Origin of the sequence: Pseudoalteromonas sp. M8, assembly GCF_018141365.1 — a bacterium.
Classification (GTDB): Bacteria; Pseudomonadota; Gammaproteobacteria; order Enterobacterales; family Alteromonadaceae; genus Pseudoalteromonas.
This window is the reverse complement of the sequence record NZ_CP047240.1, coordinates 3532945-3553316: the sequence shown is the minus strand read 5'-3', so window position 1 is coordinate 3553316 and position 20372 is coordinate 3532945. Positions and strand designations below refer to the sequence as shown.

At 42.6% G+C, this 20372-nt stretch carries 17 protein-coding genes and 1 tRNA gene; 8 read left to right on the top strand and 10 right to left on the bottom strand.

Annotated elements, in window-relative coordinates; translation table 11 throughout:
* Positions 1-21: 21 nt before the first annotated feature.
* Positions 22-717 (top strand): class I SAM-dependent methyltransferase, encoded by a 696-nt coding sequence (locus GSF13_RS20770; protein ID WP_211866971.1) that lies wholly within the window; start codon positions 22-24, stop codon positions 715-717.
* A gap of 229 nt (positions 718-946) precedes the next feature.
* Here GSF13_RS20770 and GSF13_RS24950 read toward each other — a convergent pair whose 3' ends face one another.
* Positions 947-1075, bottom strand: coding sequence for a hypothetical protein (locus GSF13_RS24950; protein WP_010374643.1), 129 nt, complete (start codon positions 1073-1075; stop codon positions 947-949).
* Positions 1076-1630: 555 nt separating this feature from the next.
* On the opposite strand from GSF13_RS24950, the gene GSF13_RS20765 reads away from it, so the two are divergent.
* The 3 genes from GSF13_RS20765 (at position 1631) to rimI (ending at position 2504) form a co-directional block, all read left to right on the top strand.
* Positions 1631-1707 (top strand) — tRNA-Trp (locus GSF13_RS20765).
* A 64-nt stretch (positions 1708-1771) separates the two neighbouring features.
* The gene (locus GSF13_RS20760) at positions 1772-2068 is read left to right on the top strand and encodes a hypothetical protein (RefSeq protein ID WP_211866969.1); all 297 of its coding nucleotides are present in this window, start codon (positions 1772-1774) and stop codon (positions 2066-2068) included.
* Positions 2058-2504 carry a ribosomal protein S18-alanine N-acetyltransferase gene (gene rimI / locus GSF13_RS20755; RefSeq protein ID WP_010605967.1) on the top strand — a complete coding sequence of 149 codons (447 nt, stop codon included), beginning with the start codon at positions 2058-2060 and terminating at the stop codon, positions 2502-2504. Before GSF13_RS20760 ends, rimI begins: the two co-directional genes overlap by 11 nt.
* On the opposite strand, the gene GSF13_RS20750 is transcribed toward rimI, so the two are convergent.
* The 3 genes from GSF13_RS20750 to GSF13_RS20740 all read right to left on the bottom strand — a co-directional run bounded on the left by GSF13_RS20750 (position 2496) and on the right by GSF13_RS20740 (position 9889).
* A complete protein-coding gene (locus GSF13_RS20750) occupies positions 2496-5177 on the bottom strand; it encodes an ATP-binding protein (protein WP_211866967.1) in 2682 nt (893 codons plus the stop codon). The genes rimI and GSF13_RS20750 overlap by 9 nt on opposite strands.
* Before the next feature lie 184 nt (positions 5178-5361).
* Positions 5362-8325 carry a TonB-dependent receptor gene (locus tag GSF13_RS20745; protein ID WP_174169759.1) on the bottom strand — a complete coding sequence of 988 codons (2964 nt, stop codon included), beginning with the start codon at positions 8323-8325 and terminating at the stop codon, positions 5362-5364.
* A 463-nt stretch (positions 8326-8788) separates the two neighbouring features.
* Positions 8789-9889, bottom strand: a complete 1101-nt coding sequence (locus GSF13_RS20740; protein ID WP_211866965.1) for a tRNA nucleotidyltransferase — start codon at positions 9887-9889, stop codon at positions 8789-8791.
* A gap of 90 nt (positions 9890-9979) precedes the next feature.
* Between GSF13_RS20740 and GSF13_RS20735 the strand changes: the two genes are divergently transcribed.
* Together GSF13_RS20735 and GSF13_RS20730 are read left to right on the top strand one after the other, a co-directional pair.
* Positions 9980-10894: an AAA family ATPase gene (locus GSF13_RS20735; protein ID WP_174169761.1), complete on the top strand. Its 915-nt coding sequence runs from the start codon at positions 9980-9982 to the stop codon at positions 10892-10894.
* A gap of 8 nt (positions 10895-10902) precedes the next feature.
* The gene (locus tag GSF13_RS20730; protein ID WP_010605972.1) at positions 10903-11886 is read left to right on the top strand and encodes a general secretion pathway protein GspB; all 984 of its coding nucleotides are present in this window, start codon (positions 10903-10905) and stop codon (positions 11884-11886) included.
* Here the strand turns inward: GSF13_RS20730 and GSF13_RS20725 are convergent.
* Positions 11883-13094 carry an HD-GYP domain-containing protein gene (locus tag GSF13_RS20725; RefSeq protein ID WP_010605973.1) on the bottom strand — a complete coding sequence of 404 codons (1212 nt, stop codon included), beginning with the start codon at positions 13092-13094 and terminating at the stop codon, positions 11883-11885. The two genes, GSF13_RS20730 and GSF13_RS20725, sit on opposite strands and share 4 nt — an antisense overlap.
* A gap of 128 nt (positions 13095-13222) precedes the next feature.
* Here GSF13_RS20725 and GSF13_RS20720 point away from each other — a divergent pair, with 128 nt between their 5' ends.
* Positions 13223-14536 carry an amidohydrolase gene (locus GSF13_RS20720; protein ID WP_211866963.1) on the top strand — a complete coding sequence of 438 codons (1314 nt, stop codon included), beginning with the start codon at positions 13223-13225 and terminating at the stop codon, positions 14534-14536.
* A gap of 61 nt (positions 14537-14597) precedes the next feature.
* Here the strand turns inward: GSF13_RS20720 and GSF13_RS20715 are convergent, their stop codons facing one another.
* Complete coding sequence (locus GSF13_RS20715) at positions 14598-15938, bottom strand: peptidoglycan DD-metalloendopeptidase family protein (RefSeq protein WP_211866961.1); 1341 nt, start codon at positions 15936-15938, stop codon at positions 14598-14600.
* Positions 15939-16089: 151 nt separating this feature from the next.
* Here GSF13_RS20715 and tyrS point away from each other — a divergent pair, with 151 nt between their 5' ends.
* The gene (gene tyrS / locus GSF13_RS20710) at positions 16090-17289 is read left to right on the top strand and encodes a tyrosine--tRNA ligase (RefSeq protein ID WP_102057449.1); all 1200 of its coding nucleotides are present in this window, start codon (positions 16090-16092) and stop codon (positions 17287-17289) included.
* Between the two features lie 62 nt (positions 17290-17351).
* On the opposite strand, the gene GSF13_RS20705 is transcribed toward tyrS, so the two are convergent.
* From GSF13_RS20705 to GSF13_RS20690, 4 genes are all read right to left on the bottom strand, one after another.
* Positions 17352-18308, bottom strand: coding sequence for a cobalamin biosynthesis protein (locus GSF13_RS20705; protein WP_174169764.1), 957 nt, complete (start codon positions 18306-18308; stop codon positions 17352-17354).
* Complete coding sequence (gene mtnN / locus GSF13_RS20700) at positions 18308-19015, bottom strand: 5'-methylthioadenosine/S-adenosylhomocysteine nucleosidase (protein ID WP_010605978.1); 708 nt, start codon at positions 19013-19015, stop codon at positions 18308-18310. The genes GSF13_RS20705 and mtnN overlap by 1 nt, the downstream gene beginning before the upstream one ends.
* 108 nt (positions 19016-19123) lie before the next feature.
* Positions 19124-19714 (bottom strand): DUF2726 domain-containing protein, encoded by a 591-nt coding sequence (locus tag GSF13_RS20695; protein WP_010605979.1) that lies wholly within the window; start codon positions 19712-19714, stop codon positions 19124-19126.
* 144 nt (positions 19715-19858) lie between these two features.
* Positions 19859-20365: an NYN domain-containing protein gene (locus GSF13_RS20690; RefSeq protein ID WP_010605980.1), complete on the bottom strand. Its 507-nt coding sequence runs from the start codon at positions 20363-20365 to the stop codon at positions 19859-19861.
* Positions 20366-20372: the final 7 nt, after the last annotated feature.

The following is a 20372-nucleotide window of genomic DNA, read 5'->3' as shown; positions in this document are numbered from 1 at the left end:
TCAAATATTATTGGAAATTTTATGCACCAAAATGAAGTGAAAGAGTTATTTGACAAGCAAGCAGAAACTTATGATCAGCAATGGTCTAATACCGCACCAATACGTCATTGCATGCACTTACTGCTTAGATCTGTGTTTGCTGATTTACCTGTAAATGCCAACATTCTCTGTATCGGTGTAGGCACTGGAGATGAGCTACTTTATTTAGCGTCAAATTTCCCTAACTGGCAGTTCACCGCAGTTGAACCCTCAGGACCTATGTTGGATATATGTAAGAAAAGAGCTAAGGAGAGTGGCGTCGACACTCGCTGTATTTTTCATGAGGGGTATCTTCATTCAATGCCATTTGAGCGGGATTATCACGCTGCTACTTGCTTCCTTGTTTCTCAATTTATCTTGCAGGAAGAAAGGCGTTCAGCGTTCTTTGGAGAGATAGCAGAAAGGCTAAAGCCCGAAGGACTAATGGCAAGCGCGGACTTGTCTTCAGATATTGACTCGCCAGACTACGACAAATTACTTGATGCTTGGGTTAAAATGATGTCTATGGCCGATGTTTCGCAAGGTACACTAGAACGTATGCGCGATGCTTATGCAAACGACGTTGGGATACTTTCTCCACCCAAGGTATGTTCAATTATTCAAGCTGGTGGGTTCGAACTCCCGATTCAATTTTTTCAAGCAGGTCTGATTCATGCGTGGATAACTAAACGTGCTTGACCTAATCTGAAACAGCTATCAACTAAAATGATATCCCAAAGCACTTTGGGCATAAATGAGTGAGGTGGATTTCTGTTATTTAGAAATTAAGAAATAACAACAATAATAGCGACCGTCAGTATCGCTCCATGCCGCCCTTAGAGCATTTACGTTAACTCATTTTGGGGCAGAAGCGGGTTTTAGCAACAAGAGTCAGTACCGCTTACACTGACCCGATATTGAGGTAGAGTTACTTGCTCGAGGATTTACTCGGCTTTAGGCCTGGCGTGTTTCCTGGAGTTTTTTTGTTGTCACGTCGACGTTGATCTGGCTTGCCTGTTGATTTGGCTTTTGGTTTTGGTCCTGGTTTCAAACCCATGATTTGATCCTTTTATTTTACGAGGTTATTCCTCGTTGTGTGATCTTTGAGCAGTATTGATGGTTTTCAAGGTGTGTATGAAAAACAATCAAAAAAATATCCTCTAAGTTCTCTGCTGGTAACTCACGTTTTGACGAACCACTTAAAGTGTATGGTGACCGGTTGGAGGCACAAGATGGATAGAATTGCCTCGGGTCCGCGACGGCTGAGTGTTGAAGAGATACAAGAGCTTCGTCGTGATATACAAGAATCTTTGGCCTAGGTTAAAGCTGAACTAAAGCCTCGACGATCAGTAAAAAATCAAAAAAGTTCTGCGCATGGTATAGGTGATGGTATCGAGAACAGCTAGCTTTCTAACTAGCTGCTATGTAGATATATTTTCTTCTGTTGATCTTCAAGTGGGAATAATGACTCTAAAATGAGTTAGCATCCGCTTAAGAAAATGGCGAATATGATAAATATTCGCCATTTTGCTTGTTTTAGAAGCAGTTGAATCAAAAAAGTGATTTTTCACTTTACCTTTCAAAAAAGCGCTTTATAATGCGTCGACATTGCAGGGGCGTAGTTCCAATTGGTAGAACAGCGGTCTCCAAAACCGATGGTTGCGGGTTCGAGTCCTGCCGCCCCTGCCACTTCTTATTTTGCACTTCGCATTTTTTCAAAGTAAACTTCCTTAAAAAATTAAACTGCTTAGCCATGAATCCGATTTACGCAGATATTCTTGATATTGTACCGCTAAAGCTAAATTCTACATTTGCACATCTTGATCCCAACGCTGTCGTTGCTACTGATGTGAATGAGCTTCAGCAAATAGCTTTACCGACTGTTTTGTTGCAGGACTTTGAATTGGTAATGGGTAGAAAGGTTGAGGTTGTCACGGGTAACACGATTGCACTTCAGGATAACCAATTGAGTTTGCCAAGTGCACAACTAAGTACGGCTCAAAAGCGTGAGTTGTGGCAATTAATCTGGAGTCAACAAGATGCAAGTTAAGCAAGGTGGCTTACTACAATTTCCACTTAATGAGATTATGCAAGTAGAACAAGCCTGTCATGCTTTTCCTTGGAGTGAGAAAACCATGCAGTCTTGCCTTCATGGTCGTTACTTTAATACAGCTATTGTTGATGGTAATACGCTAGTGGGTTTCTACGTTGCAGAGCGTGCGGGCCCAGACTTAACCTTGATGGATATTTGTATTCGTCCTAATTACCAAGGTAAGGGCTACGCGAAGCCATTAATGGAAGATTTGTTAGCGCAAGCAGAGACCTTGCAGGCAGAAAATATCTTCCTTGAAGTAAGAGCGTCAAACGCTTCAGCAATCGCGTTATATCATCGCTATGATTTTGTCGAAATGGGCTTGAGAAAAAACTACTACCCGAGCACTCATGGTCGTGAAGACGCAATGCTCATGGCCTTACCATTAGCCTAAGTGACTATTATCCGTGGGCTGGTCTATCGATAGGGTGTAGCGCATAGCCTCAGTGAGCTTAAGCAAATAGTAATGGCGATTACTGTTTTGTGTTTTTTGCAAACTGGTTTCTAGTTCCCCTGCGGCTTCATGAATATTCATAAAGCCAAAGCAACCCGCGCTGCCTTTGATACTATGTGCTAGTGCCCTTAAAGATTCCCATTCCTGTGTATCATAAAGCTTTTGCAGCTCAACTAGCTGTGACGGTAGCTTTTCAACGTAATTTCGGCTTATTTGTAAGAACTTTTCGGTTTGTAACAAGGCATCCCATGAAGAGGACTTGCCATTTTGAAGTTCAAGGTACTCTAGTAGTAATTTACCTAGCAATTCTTTATCTATCGGCTTGCCAAGAGTGGCATCACATCCTGCTTTAATATGGTTGTCTATGTCGTGTTTCATTACGTTGGCAGTAAGTGCGATGATTGGTCCATCATAGGCGGCATGTCTGAGCATTTGCGTTGCTTCTTCACCACCCATGACTGGCATTTGCATATCCATTAAGATCAGTTGATAGTCTTCAACCAGCGCCATTTCAACCGCTTCAGCACCGTTATTAGCAATATCAGGAACTATGCCCCAGTTAGACAGTAGCAGCGTAATAAGCTCTTGGTTATCGGGATTGTCTTCCGCAACAAGCACTTTGGCATCAAGCTCTTTTACTGCTGCAATATGGGTTTTACTGTTATCCGGTTGTCTTGGTCGCTCAAGTGCGTTTAGCCAAGAGTAAGAGCGCTCTTTGAAATTACCCGAGACTTCAACAGAAAATAGACTACCTGCGCCTTGTTGGCTTTGAACATTTACATCACCGCCAAGCAGTTGTGCTAGATTCTTTGATATACAAAGACCTAGCCCTGTGCCACCGAAGCGCCGAGTTGTTGTTGTATCAGCTTGCTCAAAAGGCTTAAATGCGCGCTCTAGCTCATTTTGCGACATGCCAATTCCGGTGTCTTTGATACTAAAAATAAACTTTTCAGATTCCGGTCTAAACTCCACCTTTAAATGAACGCCACCGTACTCAGTAAATTTCACCGCGTTTGTTGCGATGTTAAGCAAGATTTGTTTTAAGCGAGTAATGTCGGTGTAAAGCTTGTCAGGCAACGGTAGAATAAATTCTGTGGAAAAGTTCAGTAGTTTTTCATTCGTCATCGGCTCAATGATGGATTCAATATCATTGATGAGTGGCATTACCAAGACCTCTGATTCCTCCACATCTAGTTTTTCAGCCTCAATTTTAGAGAGGTCTAAGATATTATTGATAAGTTCTAAAAGGTGTTTAGAGTTTCTTAAAATTGTGTCTAGGTGCTGTTTTGAGGCAGGTGAATTAGGATTCTGTATAAGCTGCTCGGTAAACCCCATAATAGCGGTAAGCGGGGTACGTATCTCATGACTCATGTTAGCTAAAAAGCGACTTTTAAGCTGGTTTGCCTGCTCGGCTTCTACAATAGCAACTTCTAGCTTGCTATTAGTTTCTTCTAATTCTTTGGTTCTGTCTTCAACTTTCTCTTCCAAGTGCTCTTTGTAATCCTCAAGCTCTCGCTGAAAGGTCCGAATTTGGCCGATCATATGGTTGAAATCTCTGAAAAGAATGCCAACTTCGTCACTATTATGCTCTGGTAGCGCCACCATTAGATCACCATCTCCGACCCGGTGGCTCGCTTCGCCTAATAACTCTATTGGATTTAACAACAGGTTACGAACCACGATAAAAATCAAGATCGGTAGTGTAATCACAGATAAGATAACGATCAGTGCTGTGATCAGACTAATAGTTTTACCTGAGCGATAGAGTAGTGATTTGGGAATTGTCGAAATATAAAAGTAACCACCGCTTAGTTGCGCGCTGTAGGTCATCCTTTCTACATTATCAATGCTATGAATAACGGTAGAGTCTAATTGCCCAAGATCAGCAATATAGCCTATTTTTTCTATTTCACTGGCGCTTAAATAGTGGCCAATGAGATTTGTATCTGAGCTGAATAATACCTCACCATCAATGCTCACCAAGAGGTTTAGCGTATTATCATACGGAGCTTCAAGTATGCTAGTACTTAAGAGAGAGGGAGAAACTTGTACGACGATATAGCCTTGTTGTCTAGGCTGCTTAAGTTCGTAATCTACACTGTAGATCTGCTGGACAAAATACAGTTGCGTACCTGCACTTGAGGCAACCATAAATTGATGTTGGCGTAAGTTACTTTGCATGATTTGTTTGGCAAAGGGATAAAGGTTCGGTGCTCCCCCTAAGTTACTAGAGTAAAATGCGGAGCTTCTGCCATTGGGAGATAAAAGATTGATACTAATGATATCAGGGTAGGCTTCACTATAACTGGCAAAAACATCCATTAGCGCACCTAAACGCTTAGTCTTTTCCATTCTTTCAAGATGGGCCGAATTAAGAAAGTCACTAAGTACTGGAGAGGTTGAAAGCAGTTTTGTCGTGGACTGGTAGATCTCAATATAATTGAACATCTTCTGCTGTTGTTGTTCAACGAAACGACTAACAATGAGCTTGGCTTGTTTTTGCGTTGAGCTAGTTACATTCGTGAGTGTAAATCCGCCAAGAAACAGCAAGGGTAATATCACAAGCGGGGTGATATACCAAAGGAGTCGAATACTTAACTTGCTTGTTTTCATGGATAACTAGCTGCCTTGCTACACGAAATCTTAATGACAAAAAAATTAACATGAGTATTAAATCATAAGCTGGGGAGGTGAATACTCAAGTTTGCTCAATCGCGGCGAAAATAAGATAAAAGGTGGGGATAACGTAAAAAAGCCTCCAAAAGGAGGCTTATTTTGAATCAAATTCTAAAGAAGATTAGAAGTTATACTTCATACCTACTGAGAATCTACGACCATTAACATCATAGAACTCGCCTGAGTCGAATGTTGCTGGTGTACGAGGAGGTTCTTTATCAAATAGGTTACTTACACCTAGACGAAGTTGTAAATCCTCTAACACGTATGACTTATACATGAAATCCACAGTTGTATATGATGAAACTTCGTTGAAGTTATTAGCTTCAATAGTCCAATCTTTGTCATCAACCGTACTATGGCGGTAATTAACCGTTAACGCGTAAACTGATTCATCTTGCGAGTACACCGCTGTAAAACGGCCTTTCCAGCGTGGTGAATCGTCAGTTAGTCCAGTAAAGCTACGTAAGTCGTCAGCACGGCCTGTTGAGTTTTGAGTGTCTTTTTGAATGTAAGTCGCGGCTAATTTTAAAGCAACCTCACCACTCATGGCATCAAATCGATATGCCGACTCTAGATCGTAACCTTTCTTTACTATTTGTGCAGAGTTAATTGGGCGTTGATAGAAGTGTTCAATATCGCCATTTTCACCGCGAACTAAGTTTTTACAAAATAAGTTGTCAATTGATTCACTTTCATAACAGTATTTGATTATGTCTGCACGACCAAAGTATTGAATTGCGCCGTCAATTTCGAATGACCAATAATCAACAGTAAAATCTAGACCTTCGATAAATTCAGGTGTATAGATAAGACCTACAGTTAAGTCATTAGACACTTCGTTCTTAAGTTCGGTGTTACCAACGATTGAACCTTCAAGACTGCCGCCCGCAAGCCATTCTGAAGAAGGCATCCAACCTTCTGGTAAGCCGTCAGCTTGGCAGTTTCTAATAATGTTTTGTTTGTACTTGTAATCGTCACTTAGCTTTTTAATGCTGTCAGCACGACAGATGTCAGCGCGGCCAGAGCTGTATTGTGTTGATGACGGTGCAAATAGATCACCTAAGCTCGGTGCTCTGACTGATTTTGAACGGTTAACGCGTAGTCTTAACTCTTCAGTTATACCCCAATTAAGTGCTAGCTTCCAAGCATCGTCTCCACCAGTCACTGAATAATCCATATAACGATATGCACCTTCAAATGTTAAGTCTAATGCAAGAAATTCGTCCACGAGTAATGGTACAGATAGCTCCATTGAAAGCTCGTCAACTTCAATTTCACCATGCATTGGTAAGCTAGAGTTACCGAAGATTAAGCCTTTTTCCATATTTTCAGATGGTGTCTTTTCAGCAACTTCGCGACGGTGCTCGGCGGTAAATGCAGCACTCACATAACCAGCAGGAAGCTCAAATAGAATACCATCGACGGTGGCTGCAAAAACAGCTTGATCATGTCTTGCAAAACGGGTCGCTACAGTCGAAATATAACCCATTTGCTCTGCAGTTGCTGATGTTGCACCCATAGGATTAAATGGTACACAGCCTGCGATTTGGCCAATGATCTTACCTTTACTATCACGGTCTACACATACAGTTTGACCATCGATAACGGCTGAGTTAACTGCGTTTAGTAAGTTTTGTTCAAGAACTTCACCTGTCCAAGTTGTATCTTGCTCTACGCGGCCAAATTGGAAATAGGCACTGTAACTCCAATCATCATTGATAATCCCTTCGGCACCAATAGATGAACGGAAGACTTCACGCTCTTGTTCGTAGTTACGGTCACCCCAAAGGTTTGAGTTCGCTTGATATAAAGTTACGCTATCAATACCTTTGACTAAATTACCATCTTTATCTTTGTATTCTACGCTATCCATGATATTGCCCATTTCATCGCTCACAAAGGCATTATCACGATAGATCTTATAGGCGAAGAATGTTGGACCGCTTTCAGTTGTCGAGTCTGTTTTTGACCAAGTTGCGTCAAATGTCAGAGCATGCTCATCATTCAGTTCGTAAGTACCATACGCAGAAGCGATTACTCGCTCTAGAGGTGTTCTAAAATAACTTTTTGATCCTTGAGTAAATACACCATCACCTTTGTTGTATTCATCGTGGAAGTAGCGGCCAGCAGCTAAGTTTGAAATAGCTGAATTTGGATCTGGGATCAAACCTAACCCATAGTTAAATGGTTGTAATGAACCATCTTCTTGAAATGCAAAGTGGTTATTTAAATATACATCACGAGTTTTATCTGCACCCGGAGCGATAGCAAAGAAATCACCTTTTTCAGAATATCTAGCGAGGGCCGTTTGACCGTTTAGTACGATATTCCCAGGAATGCCATCTTTGCTTCCTGTGTCAGAAGGGTTGGCTATCGATCGCATTGAATTTCTGTAGAAATCGCGGTCAAGCTTTGCATAGCTTTCGTTTTTCGTATAATTCAACGAGGTAATGAATGAAAGCTTGTCTAGCTCTTGTCCGCCAGTAATTGAGAAAGAGTAATCTTCACCTCCACTTTGTTCAGGCTTCACGGTGGAGATATCAACTTCTACGCCATCAAATGACTTCTTGGTAATGATGTTTACAACACCAGCGACAGCGTCCGCACCATAGACTGCTGCTGCGCCGCCTGTTGCGATTTCTACACGCTCAATAATAGAAGTAGGGATGTTGTTTAAATCTACCGCAGTGTCACCAACAGATCCTGGTACAAAGCGACGGCCATTAACTAATACCAGTGTACGTTCTGAGCCTAAACCACGCAGATCAGTAGTATTTAAACCTGATGCATAGATGTAGCTGGTGGTATTTTCAGGAGATAGGCCAACACTAGCTTGAGGCATTTCAGCTAAAAGGTCATTTACGTTGGTGATGCCTTGGTTTTCAAGCTCTACACCACCAATTACAGTAACTGGTGTAGGTGAAGTTAGGTTCACACGTTTGATTCGTGAACCGGTAACTTGAATACGCTCTACTGATTTAGCTTCTGTTTGTTCGTTTGCAACAGCTACTGAACTGCTTACGGCACCAGCGACTAAAGCAACTTGGATTCCAGCGGTAACTAGATTTAACTTCTTCAACATTTTGACCCTTATTTACTTTGTTTATAACGATGGCCGACCCTTTCCATACTTTGGAAGGCGGCGTATCGCAATATAGGTGCTGCGTTTTTACCATAAACAATTGTTAAATATGGGTTTTGTCTAAATGTGTATGATGTTTAAAAAAGGTGTAATGTGTGATTTTGTTGTTCCTTATTTGGTTTTCTTTATTATAATCAGTTAGTTATGGTGGCTCTTTGTGTCATCTTTTATTTACGGTTAGTAAGTGTTTACAAATGCTGTTATTGTTTTGAGAACAATAAATTTAAATTTGATAGAAATGATATAAGTTTCAGTTTGAAATTTAAGCTTTTTTGTAGCTGGAATTGTAATTTTTATGTGGGTTTTGCTGTGCTAAAAGTGAGCACTTGATGTTTTGAGGGGAATTCGACAGGGAACTTTTTTAGATAGGCCGAAAATCAACCTATCTCTTTATGGAAAATAGCTAATTTTGCATAGCTTTTAAGCGTCTGAGTTTGAGCTGCTCTTGAATAGCCTTTCCTTGGTAGCCGTCTGCAATGATCTCTTGTACATCGATGTTGCGAGTTGCTAAAAAGTTCTGTGTAAGTTTGTCACAAAGAGCACGTAAATTATCACTTACCTTGCTACAAATATAACAAAAGCGCTCTAGTTTCTCAGGTCTGCGCCATGCGTCTATATTTTGTAAGATAATAAGCCATTCATCAGGGGTTTTACTTTCTTTGCTCAATAAATCGAGATTTGCGATAAGCTCTTTGCTGCTTTCTAAGTAAATATTAGGCACTTTAAATCGTTTTGCTTGCTCTAACTGAATCAAGCAAGTACCCGAAAAGTAACAGGCAAGGCTGAATTGTGCTAATCCATCCAACTCATCATTCTTTTCAAGTCTAGAGAGTGCACTTTGAAATTTTCCATATGCTGCTTGATCCCACTCTGGGATGTATGGAGAAACAAATTCACGTGCACCTAACGCTGAGATCGTATTTAGAAAGTGTCCTAATCCGTTATCTTGTATTGTTTTTTCTATTTCTAGCCAAATACGCTCTTTGGTTAAGGTTTTTAATTCATCGTTAGCGACCATGGTTTGCATAAGGTGCCAAGTTTCAGTTGCAATGGTGAAGTTGTATTCTTTATAGCGAGCTGCAAAACGCGCTACTCGCAGCACTCTAAGTGGATCTTCACTAAAAGCGCTGCTGACATGGCGTAATATTCGGTTTTCTAAATCTTTTTGACCGCCATAGGGGTCAATAAGCGAACCATCATCATCTTTAGCAATTGCATTAACGGTAAGATCTCGGCGAAGTAAATCTTCTTCCAAGCTTATTTCTGGGCCAAAATCACAAATAAACCCAGTGTATCCTTGACCACTTTTACGCTCGGTGCGCGCAAGAGCGTGTTCGTCTTTTGTGATGGGGTGTAAGAATACAGGGAAGTCGCTGCCAACTTGCTGATAGCCCAGCTCACTCATTTGCTCTGGTGTGCTGCCAACGACCACATAATCTCTTTCTTTTATTGGGCGCCTTAGCAGTTCATCTCTAACTGCACCGCCGACGAGATAGATTTTCATTTGCTATATTCCATTTTATGCGATTCAAGGTTTTATCTTGAACCGGATTTTGCCATTATAGAGCGCATCATAACAATAAAGAGACAAGTCGTGTATTTACGCTATTTTGGGTTAACTGAAAAACCCTTCTCGATTGCACCAAATCCTGAATTCTTATTCCTTAGCGAACGTCACAAGGAAGCACTTGCACATTTAACCTATGGGTTGGGTGACGCGGGTGGCTTTGTACTACTGACTGGTGAGGTTGGTACGGGGAAAACCACAGTTACACGGAGTATGCTGGCTCAGTTGCCTGAATCAACGAAGGTTGCTTTTATACTTAACCCATCGCTATCGGAGCTTGAGCTGCTTGCGACGATTTGTGATGAGCTGGAAATTGACTATGACAGCAACAACGCCACGTTAAAATCGCTTACCGATGTGATTAAGCATAGATTGTTAGAGAACCATCATAGTGGTGGTCATACAATGTTGATCATTGATGAAGCTCAGCATTTAGCACCGGAAGTACTTGAACAGCTTAGGCTGCTGACTAACCTTGAAACAGATCATAAAAAATTGCTACAAATAGTATTAGTGGGTCAACCAGAGCTACAGCATTTGTTGCAGCGCAACGAGCTGCGGCAATTAGCACAAAGGATCACGGCGCGTTATCACTTACTGCCACTTAGCGAATCGCAAGTGTTTGCTTATATACAGCATCGTCTGCAAAAAGCCGGTTGTCAGCAAGCTTTGTTCCACCATGATGCGGTAGCCTATGTACATCAAGTGACAGCAGGGATCCCAAGATTAATAAATTTGTTGGCCGACAGGTGTTTATTAGGGGCATACTCGGCATCGCAAACTCAGGTAACGAAAGCAATCGCTGTTCAAGCAGCAAAGGAGGCGCTACCCACTAATTTAGTGCCAGTTGCAAGCCAGGAAAAGAGTCGCGTGCCATTATTTTTTTCGGTTTGGCTTGGTATGTTATTTGTTGCGGGCTTTGGTTTGGCAAAATTGGTGTAGAGGGAAACATGTCGTATTTAACAAGAGCAATGAAACAGTCGCAGCAAGGTGCAGATGCCGAACAGGATTATTTGAGTCAACGCCAAGACGCCCAACTCATTTTCTATAAAAAGCTCGTTACCTATGCCGGTGCGGGTCTCTTGTCTTTGTCTTCACTTGGGGCGGGGTATTATATCGGTAAGATAACGACCCCAGCAGAAGTGCAACCAGCAGTAACGACTAAAGTGGAGCCGAAAAAAGAAGAGCAAGCTGAGCTTTCTACAGATCTTGCGGTGGAGAATAATCAGCAGGTGAAAAAGGCTAGTGTTGCTAGTCAAGAAGTGAGTACACCAGCGGCTACTTCAGCGACAAACAACACTGTTAATTCTAATCTAGAGGCACAAACTGCTGAGCCTGAGCAGCACTTCCAGTGGGTGTCTGTGCAAATTGGCGTTGATAACCAAGGCAAGCCTTTATATCAACAACAATTGGTACCGGTAGACTCTGTTAAAGCTGTACCTGTTGTTTCAATCCCTACATCGGATGTCATTCAACCTAATCAGGTTACTCAAGACTTATCCCCAGGAGAAGTCCAAACGGCTGGGGAGTACGCGGGCTATCGTGTATTTGGCGCTAAGCCAAAACCACAAGATGATGAACTTGCCGGGGTATCAGAAGAACTTAAAAAAGCCTTTGCAGAGGCGGTAAAAGAAACAGCACCGCATGAAGAGCCTGAGGTGCTTGCTACTACTAAGGAGTCTGCTTCAGCTACGCCCATCGCGCTGCTGCCAGCCCAATTGCAAAATAGTATTCCAAGCTTGCGCTATCAAGCACATATTTATGCTACCGACTCCCATGAGCGGTGGATAAAAATAAACAATAGACCTTTATATGAGGGTGATAGTCTAGGGGCTTTGACCGTTGTAGAAATTACACCAGAGCAAACACGTTTTGATTTCGACGGGATTGAATTCAGCCTTGAGGCAATGGAGGACTGGCTGCCTTCATATTAAGGCAGCATTGAATGTTTAAAAAACCGAATAAGATCAAGCTTGAATTCTTCGGGCTTGATCGCTGACTCTAGCTCATCGTTTGCTTTTTTCGCGCTTAAATCGATATCTTGAACTTCAATGTAATGCATGTGCTTAGCGTGATAAAACACTTTAACAACGGGTTTTAGCGGCGTTTTGGGATTGCTTTGGGCAATAACACCGACCTTACCACTAGTGAGTTTTACTAAAGTGCCCACAGGGTATACGCCAATGCAAGCAATAAACCGGCTTAGTAGTTGTTCGTCAAAATGGTGAGGGCAGCCTTCACGCATTAACTTAAACGCTTTAATTGGTGTCATGCCCTCTTTATAGACGCGCTCAGCGGTCAATGCGTCATAAACATCAACGATAGCTGCCATTCTCACATGCTGAGGAAGTTCGTCCGCAGTTTTGCCATAAGGATACCCTGTGCCATCTAGGCGCTCGTGGTGATAGCCTGCTATTTCACAAGCAACTCGTCCAAGACCTGCATTGAGCAAAATATCAAAGCTGTATTTAGCGTGAGACTTCATGATGTGATACTCATCGAGGCTCAATTTTCCAGGCTTATGTAAAATATCGTCGGGAATTTCTATCTTACCAATGTCGTGGAGTAGCGCGCCTGTGGTCATCTCCTCGGTTAACTCTCTCGAATAGCCTAGGTGCTTACAGAAAATAGCCATTAAGATAGAAACATTAATAGAGTGCTCCAATAGATAGGCGTCTTTTTCTCTGATCCGCGCGATACAGGATAGTGCATCTTGATTGCGAAATACGGAGTCAATAAAGCCGCTTGCTGTTGCTTTAAAAGCCTCTATTTCTATCGCTTTACCCGCTTTAATATCCGCGAACGCTTTGCTTTGAATTGCTTTTGCTTCGTCGTAAAGTGTCACTGCGTGTTGCATTTCTGCATCAACACTACACTTGCTCTGCCATGGATCATGCTCTGGTTTATGCGGCTCTTCTATATTTTCATCATGAGGTGGTTCGTCGTGAGGGTCGTGTTCTGAAAGGCGCTTACTGGGATCGACCGTTACCTCTAAAACACCACTCTTTTGTAGCTTTGTAATGCTTGTTTTCGTTCTCACCCAGCCTTTGGTTTTAATCGCAACTGAGCCTGTCTGCTTTGTCACACCGACAACAAACATACCTGGCTCTAAATCACTGATATTAATGTTAATCTCTGGCATGAAGGTTCCTTAAGTTGTGTCTTTAAGCGTAGCAAAACTTGGTAAAATAGAAAGGATTAAAATATAAATATGATTGATTTTCCCCCAATAAACCCGCATCCTGAAAGAAACAAAAAGGAGTCTATCTTATGCGCTTATCTCCCTTGGTATTAGGCCTCATTGTCACTTTGTCTTGGCATGCGAATGCCAATTTGAAACAACAAGTTGCAGAGTCTATGCCTGAACTTGAGTCTTTGTACTTACATTTACATCAAAACCCTGAGCTCTCTTATAAAGAAGAAAAAACAGCAGGGCGTTTGGCGGATGAAATGCGCAGACTTGGTTATGACGTGACTGAAAATGTGGGTGGCTTTGGTGTTGTTGGCATGCTGAAAAATGGTGATGGTCCAACGGTGATGATCCGAGCCGATACCGATGGTTTGCCAATTATTGAAGAAACAGGGAAGTCGTACGCGTCAAAAGTTAAAGTGAAAGATGATGCGGGGAATTTGGTTGGTGTGATGCACGGTTGTGGTCACGACATCCATATGACCAGTTTAATCGGCACGGCAAAACAGCTAATGGCTAACAAGGAAAAGTGGCAAGGTACATTGATGTTAGTTGCTCAACCCGCTGAAGAAGTGGGTGGCGGCGCAAAAGCGATGTTGAAGGAAGGGTTGTATACTCAGTTTGCTAAACCCGATCATGTGCTTGGTTTGCATGTAAGTGCTGCGGTTCCTGCCGGTAAAGTGGCGATCGCACCGGGTTATGCATTGGCGAATGTTGACTCAGTTGACATCATTGTCAAGGGTAAAGGGGGGCATGGAGCCTATCCACATACTACCATCGACCCTGTGGTACTAGCATCTCGAATTGTACTAGGACTACAGACCATTACATCACGAGAGATCTCTCCGTTAGAGCCGTCGGTGATCACTGTAGGCTCTATTCACGGTGGTTCTAAGCACAATATCATTTCAAACGAAGTGAAGCTTCAACTGACGCTACGCTCTTATAATCCGGATGTGCGTGAGCAACAAATTGCGGCGATAAAACGCCTGACTGCAGGCATAGCAAAAAGTGCAGGATTGGAGGACAGTCTTGTGCCTGAGGTTATCGTTCATGAAAGCGAAAGCATTCCATCTACGTATAATAATCCGGAGTTGGCTAAGTTTGTAACTAGCGCTATTAAGCAGGAAATTGGTGCAGAAAATGTTGAGCAATCTCAGCCGGTGATGGCTGGTGAAGATTTCGGTTTATATGGCCGTACTGACGACAATGTACCAATTACAATTTTTTGGCTAGGTGGTGTTAATCAAGCGGTATTCGATGCGGCACAAAAAAGCGGTGAGCCTTTACCTTCATTGCATTCTAGTCACTTTGCGCCAGATTACCCTATCGCCATCGCAACTGGAGTTAGAGCGATGACTAATAGTGCACTTGCTTTGTTTAATCAAAAATAAGCTTTATCTAGCTTTTTTATCTCGCATAGTAAAAAGGTAGCCTCGGCTACCTTTTTAGTTTTTATTCTTTATTTGCTGCTGCAAGCATTAACTCTCTATTGCGCTCTAGTTTTACCTGCATCGCATCTGCAATGGGTTTGAACTTAGCGAGCTCAGACTGAGGTAATGGTTCAGACTTTGGCAGTTTTACCGTTTTAGGATTTCGGTGTACGCCGTTCACCAAAAACTCATAATGAAGGTGAGGACCTGTCACGCGGCCAGTTGAGCCGACAGTACCAATTTTCTGTCCTTGCTTCACTTTTTGACCTGTCTTCACAGCACGTTTATTCAAGTGTAAGTACTTAGTCACATACTTGCTGCCGTGCTGAATAAACACATAGTTACCATTGAGTTTATTGTAACCAGACTTAAGTACCTTACCGTTACCAGAGGAAACCACCGGCGTGCCTACGCGTGCAGCATAGTCTATACCATTGTGAGACGATACTCGGCCAGTCACAGGGTGAAGGCGACGCGGATTGAAGCTGGAGCTGATATATTTGAAGTTAACTGGTGCTCTTAAGAAGGCTTTTTTCATGCTACGGCCTTCAGGGGTATAGAACTCGTCATCAGTATGACGAACCGCGCTGTAACGCTCGCCTTGGTTAATGAATTCTGCGGCAATAATTTTACCATTACCGATTTCTTCACCGTCTACATAGTGCTTTTCAAACACTAAAGCGAAAGAGTCACCCTTACGAATATCGTTTGCAAAGTCGACATCCCAACCAAAAATATCGGCGAAGTTCATTATTTGGCGTTCGCTAAGACCCGCTGAAATACCAGCGCTCCAGAAGCTGGAATTGATCTTGCCACCTGCCGATTTTTCGCGACTTTCGATTTCCTTGCTTTCGATTTTGGTTTCGTAATTACCCTCGTCGTTTAGGGTGACCAATAAGGTATCCGTTTTTGACAAGATGTATTTTAATTGAGCTAATTCACCACCATCATTGCTAGCAAAGCTAAGCACTTCTCCCGGGTGGATTTTAGTCAGCTTGCGGGTTTCTGCGTTGGTATTGACCAGATTGTGTAACGTTTTGGCAGAATAACCTGCGCGTTTAAAAATCACGGCTAGGCTGTCGCCAGACTCCACTTCGTGGTCTTTAAATTCAAATACAGGTTGTTTAGGGGCAGACTCAGGCGTGATGACTGGCGCTGCATCTAATTCAGTAAGTTGCTCTGTTTTTTCTGATATTTTTACTGGCAACTCGTAACGTTTCCCAACTTCTAAAGCTTTTCCGTCATTGTCTTTTGAAGCCGTTGCTTTTTCAGAGGGGATCAGGGCAATTCCGACCATCGCAGATAGGAAGCCGACGATGAGCACTTTGTGCTTTTTGGGGAGCTTATGAACCACATGAACCATAATGCGCCTTTTCTGCTGTCAAGAATTATTGTAGATAATATTGCAGGATATACGTAATAAACCCGTAATACCAGCGTTTTGTGCATTTAAACTCGGATAAATATAGGCTAGAATCGAGCGATTACAAGTTATAGCTGTTGGAGTGAGAATAGTGGATTTAGAAACTGCATTTGCAGAGATTAGCCGTGGTGCAGAAGAAATTCTGTTGCAGGATGAATTAAAAGAAAAGCTGAAGTCAGGTAAAAAACTACGTATTAAAGCGGGTTTCGATCCAACAGCGCCTGATTTGCATTTAGGACACACAGTGCTAATCAATAAAATGAAAACCTTTCAAGACTTAGGCCATGAGGTGATTTTCTTGATTGGTGATTTCACCGGTATGATTGGCGACCCAACGGGCAAAAATGTAACTCGCAAGCCACTCACTCGTGAAGATGTACTGGCAAATGCAGAAACATACAAAGAACAGGTTTTCAAAATCCTTGATCCTGCCAAAACCACAGTTGCATTCAATTCTGAGTGGATGGAAAAGCTTGGCACAGCCGGTATGATCAAGCTTGCTGCACGTCAAACTGTGGCACGTATGCTTGAGCGCGACGACTTTAAAAAGCGTTATGCAAATGGCCAAGCAATCGCAATCCACGAATTCTTATATCCACTGGTTCAAGGTTGGGACTCGGTTGCACTAGAGGCGGATGTTGAGCTCGGTGGTACCGATCAGCGCTTTAACCTATTAATGGGTCGTGAGCTACAAAAAGACGAAGGGCAAAAGCCGCAAACAGTACTGATGATGCCGCTACTTGAAGGCACCGACGGCGTACAGAAAATGTCTAAGTCACTAGGTAACTACATCGGTATTACTGATGCGCCAAACGACATGTTCGGTAAAGTGATGTCGATTTCTGACGATTTAATGTGGCGTTACTACGAATTGTTAAGCGCAAAAACACTGGATGATATCGCTGCACTTAAAGAAGAAGTTGCAGGCGGCCGCAACCCTCGTGACATTAAGATTGAATTTGCAAAAGAAATGATTGCTCGATTCCACAGTGAAGCTGACGCTGAAGCGGCGCATCAAGACTTTATCAAGCGTTTCCAAAAAAATGCCTTACCTGATGAGATCCCTGAAGTCACCGTAACTATTGAGGGTGAAAGCACGTTTATCACTAACTTGCTAAAAGAAGCCGGTTTAGTGGCAAGTACTTCAGAGGCGATGCGCATGATCAAGCAAGGCGCGGTTAAGCTAAATGGCGAAGATAAAGTAACAGACACAAAATTAGAAGTTGCGAAAGGTTCTTGTGAAATCTACCAAGTAGGTAAGCGTAAGTTTGCGAAAGTTACGGTAAACTAAACAAGCTAATCTACTTGTTATAGCCGAAGAGGTCAGTGTTTTACTGGCCTTTTTTGTGGTTGTTACAACATTAAGCTAGCAAAATTTATAATCACAAGCAGTAAGGCGGAAGTAGCAATAAATAGCCAGCGCATTTGATTAAGTAGCCCGAGTAAATGCTGAATATGCTCAGCTGAGGGTTGCGCTTTTGCACCTACCCGCATCACATCATAACGTTCACCAAAATAAAAGCGCGGCCCTGCGAGCTGTGTATGTAAATTTGCGGCAAAGAAGCTCAGTGCCCATCCGGTATTCGTTTGGCTAAAGTGACGGCCGTAGTATTTAATGTAGTGCCAAGTTTGCTTTGGTCTAAGTAGCAATGAAAAGCAGGTAATTAATAATCGAATTGGTACAAACTCAACGAGCCAAATCACGCGGGAAAGGCTTGTCATAAAACGGGCTGAGGGGAGCATTACTTGCCGCCAAGCATGGTCGCATAGCAGTAACAGTTTATAAAATAGCGCGAGATAGGGGCCTGCCATTAGATACAGTAAAGCAATGACAAAAAAATGGCGCAGGGTATTTAATGCGGTGCTATCTATGGTGGCTTTACAAATACCAAGCTCTGTTAGCTTCTCTACATCTCTTGCTACCATTCCTTGCAACACGGCTCTTGCGGTTACTTTTTGCTTTGACTTTATCAGCGCGGAAATACGCTTAGCACGGCTTTCATGGCTAATATCTAAGCATAAAAACAACACCAGCCCACCGAGCCAATTAGGATAAAAAGCAAAGCTAATAATCGCATAAGTTAATACGGTGATGGTTAATATAGGGAGGAGGAATCCCAGTGTGCCTGATAACAGTTGATAACTAGAAGCCGCTTTGGGGCGATAAACTTTTTCGGCAATCGCTTTAAATATAAGGCTAAGAATAAGATTAGGGTGATAAAGTGTTGATAACCTTACCCCTAGGCTGGCAAAAATCGCCAGTAAGAAAATGATCAGGCCCTCATGGGCCTGAAGCAAGCTGTCGAGCACTAAAGCGTAACCTTATCCAGCTTATTAAGTAGTGCCATCACCATTTTAGAAGAGTTAACAGAAGCGACTTCTAGATACTCTTCGAATGATTGCGGTGATTCTTTGCCGGCGATATCAGATAGCGAGCGGATCACGACAAATGGCGTGTTTAAAGAATGACAAGCCTGCGCAATTGCCGCACCTTCCATTTCTACTGCTAACATCGTAGGGAAGTCTGCACGCGCCTTGTCGATGCGTACTGGGTCGCACATAAATGAGTCACCCGTACAGATCAAACCAACCATAGTTTGAATGCCTTCAAGCGCATGTACGCTTTGCTCTGCAGCTTCAACTAATTTTGTGTGCGAAGTAAACGCAGCAGGCATTTGCGGAACTTGACCAATTTCATAGCCAAACGCAGTAACATCTACGTCGTGATGACGTACTTCATTTGAAATCACCACATCGCCGACGTTTAGTGATGGTTCAAAGCCACCTGCAGAACCCGTGTTGATCACGCAATCTGGCGCAAAGTTGTCGATAAGCAAAGTTGTCGCAACCGTCGCTGCCACTTTACCAATGCCAGACTGTACAAGCGTTACGTCAAGACCAGCCAGTTTGCCGGTATAAAAAGTAAAGCCACCTTTGGTCAATGTTTGCGGGTTTTCCATGGTGTTACGCAAAATAGTAACTTCTTGCTCCATTGCGCCGATAATGCCTACTTTCATCAAAAGATTCCTAATTTGTGGTGGGGAAAGCCCCAATGTCAAAATTGCTTTTATTATACGAAAGGGGTTTTGATAGGTAAAACAAAAAACGGGCTGACGCCCGTTTTGCTAGATTTCTGCCAACTGAGTTGACTGTGCTTTTGCCTGTGAAGGAGACAGTACCGCAGGTTTGTAGGTGCGGTTTCTGGTTTTCTTTGGCATCTCCACTTTTTGGCCAAGCTTGAATAGGATTGCCGCACGGACCTCAGCGCTTTGGTAGCCACTTTTGATTTTCATACGAATGTGTGGAATACCCGCAGATTCCAGAGCGCCACTTACAAACCAATCTTTTTGTGCTTTATGGCCGTTTTTATTGGCGTTATTGACCAAGTCAACAGCGGCAACAATTTTCAGTGTCTCTTTGTCTACCAAGACATAATCCAACTGCTTATTTTTAGCTTTAGTTACCGCAGCACGACGTGCTTTTGGAGAGATACCCGGCTTGCACTCAATCACATCAATGAGCTTAATGCGGCTAACGATTTTATATCTATCGCCAACGGCACGTTCTAATAAATGTAGAAACGATGCTTCAACGGTGGTAAAAACAGATTCTTTACGATTAAATGGATAAGGATTGCCACCCACATCGGTGTACTTAGAAGCGACAATGGAAGCAACGACCACTAGAGCCAAAATAGCAAGTAACGCAAATTCCATACAAAACTCCAAATCAAAAAAATGACATCTGTGGTTTTATAAGCAATAGCTGTGCCATAAAATTACTTTACGGCAAGTCATAAGAATTTGTGTGGTTGGCTATGGAGGTGGACTATTTGTCGTATAGGAACGTATCTGACAGTGTTAATCGCCGTGATGTATTTCAGACCTGCGTCGACTAATTAATAGTTTACTATCAATAGGAATAAACTCACTAGCGGCACGGATCAGTGAGGCGGCGGTAAGCTGCGGCACGCCGTAAACTTCGACTCGGGTATGGTATTTATCTCTGAGTTTATTCGCGAGTAAATCAAAATCACCATCGCCAGTTACTAGAATAATTACATCGGATCCTGACGCGCATTCCATGGCATCAATGGTAATGCCAACATCCCAATCACATTTTGCGGAGCCATCGGCACGTTGAATATAAGGCTTTAACTTCACCTCAAAGCCAATCGCTCGCAGGATATTTTGGAACTGCTTTTGTTTGTCGTCACCCCGTTCGCTAGAATAGGCAATGGCTTGATATACCTCGCGATTAGCCGTTGCTTTACGCCAAAATGCGTTATAGTCAAAGCCTGTTTGGTAGGCTTGCTTGGTGGTGTAATAAACATTTTGAGCGTCAACTAAAATGGTGACTTTTTCCATAATGGAC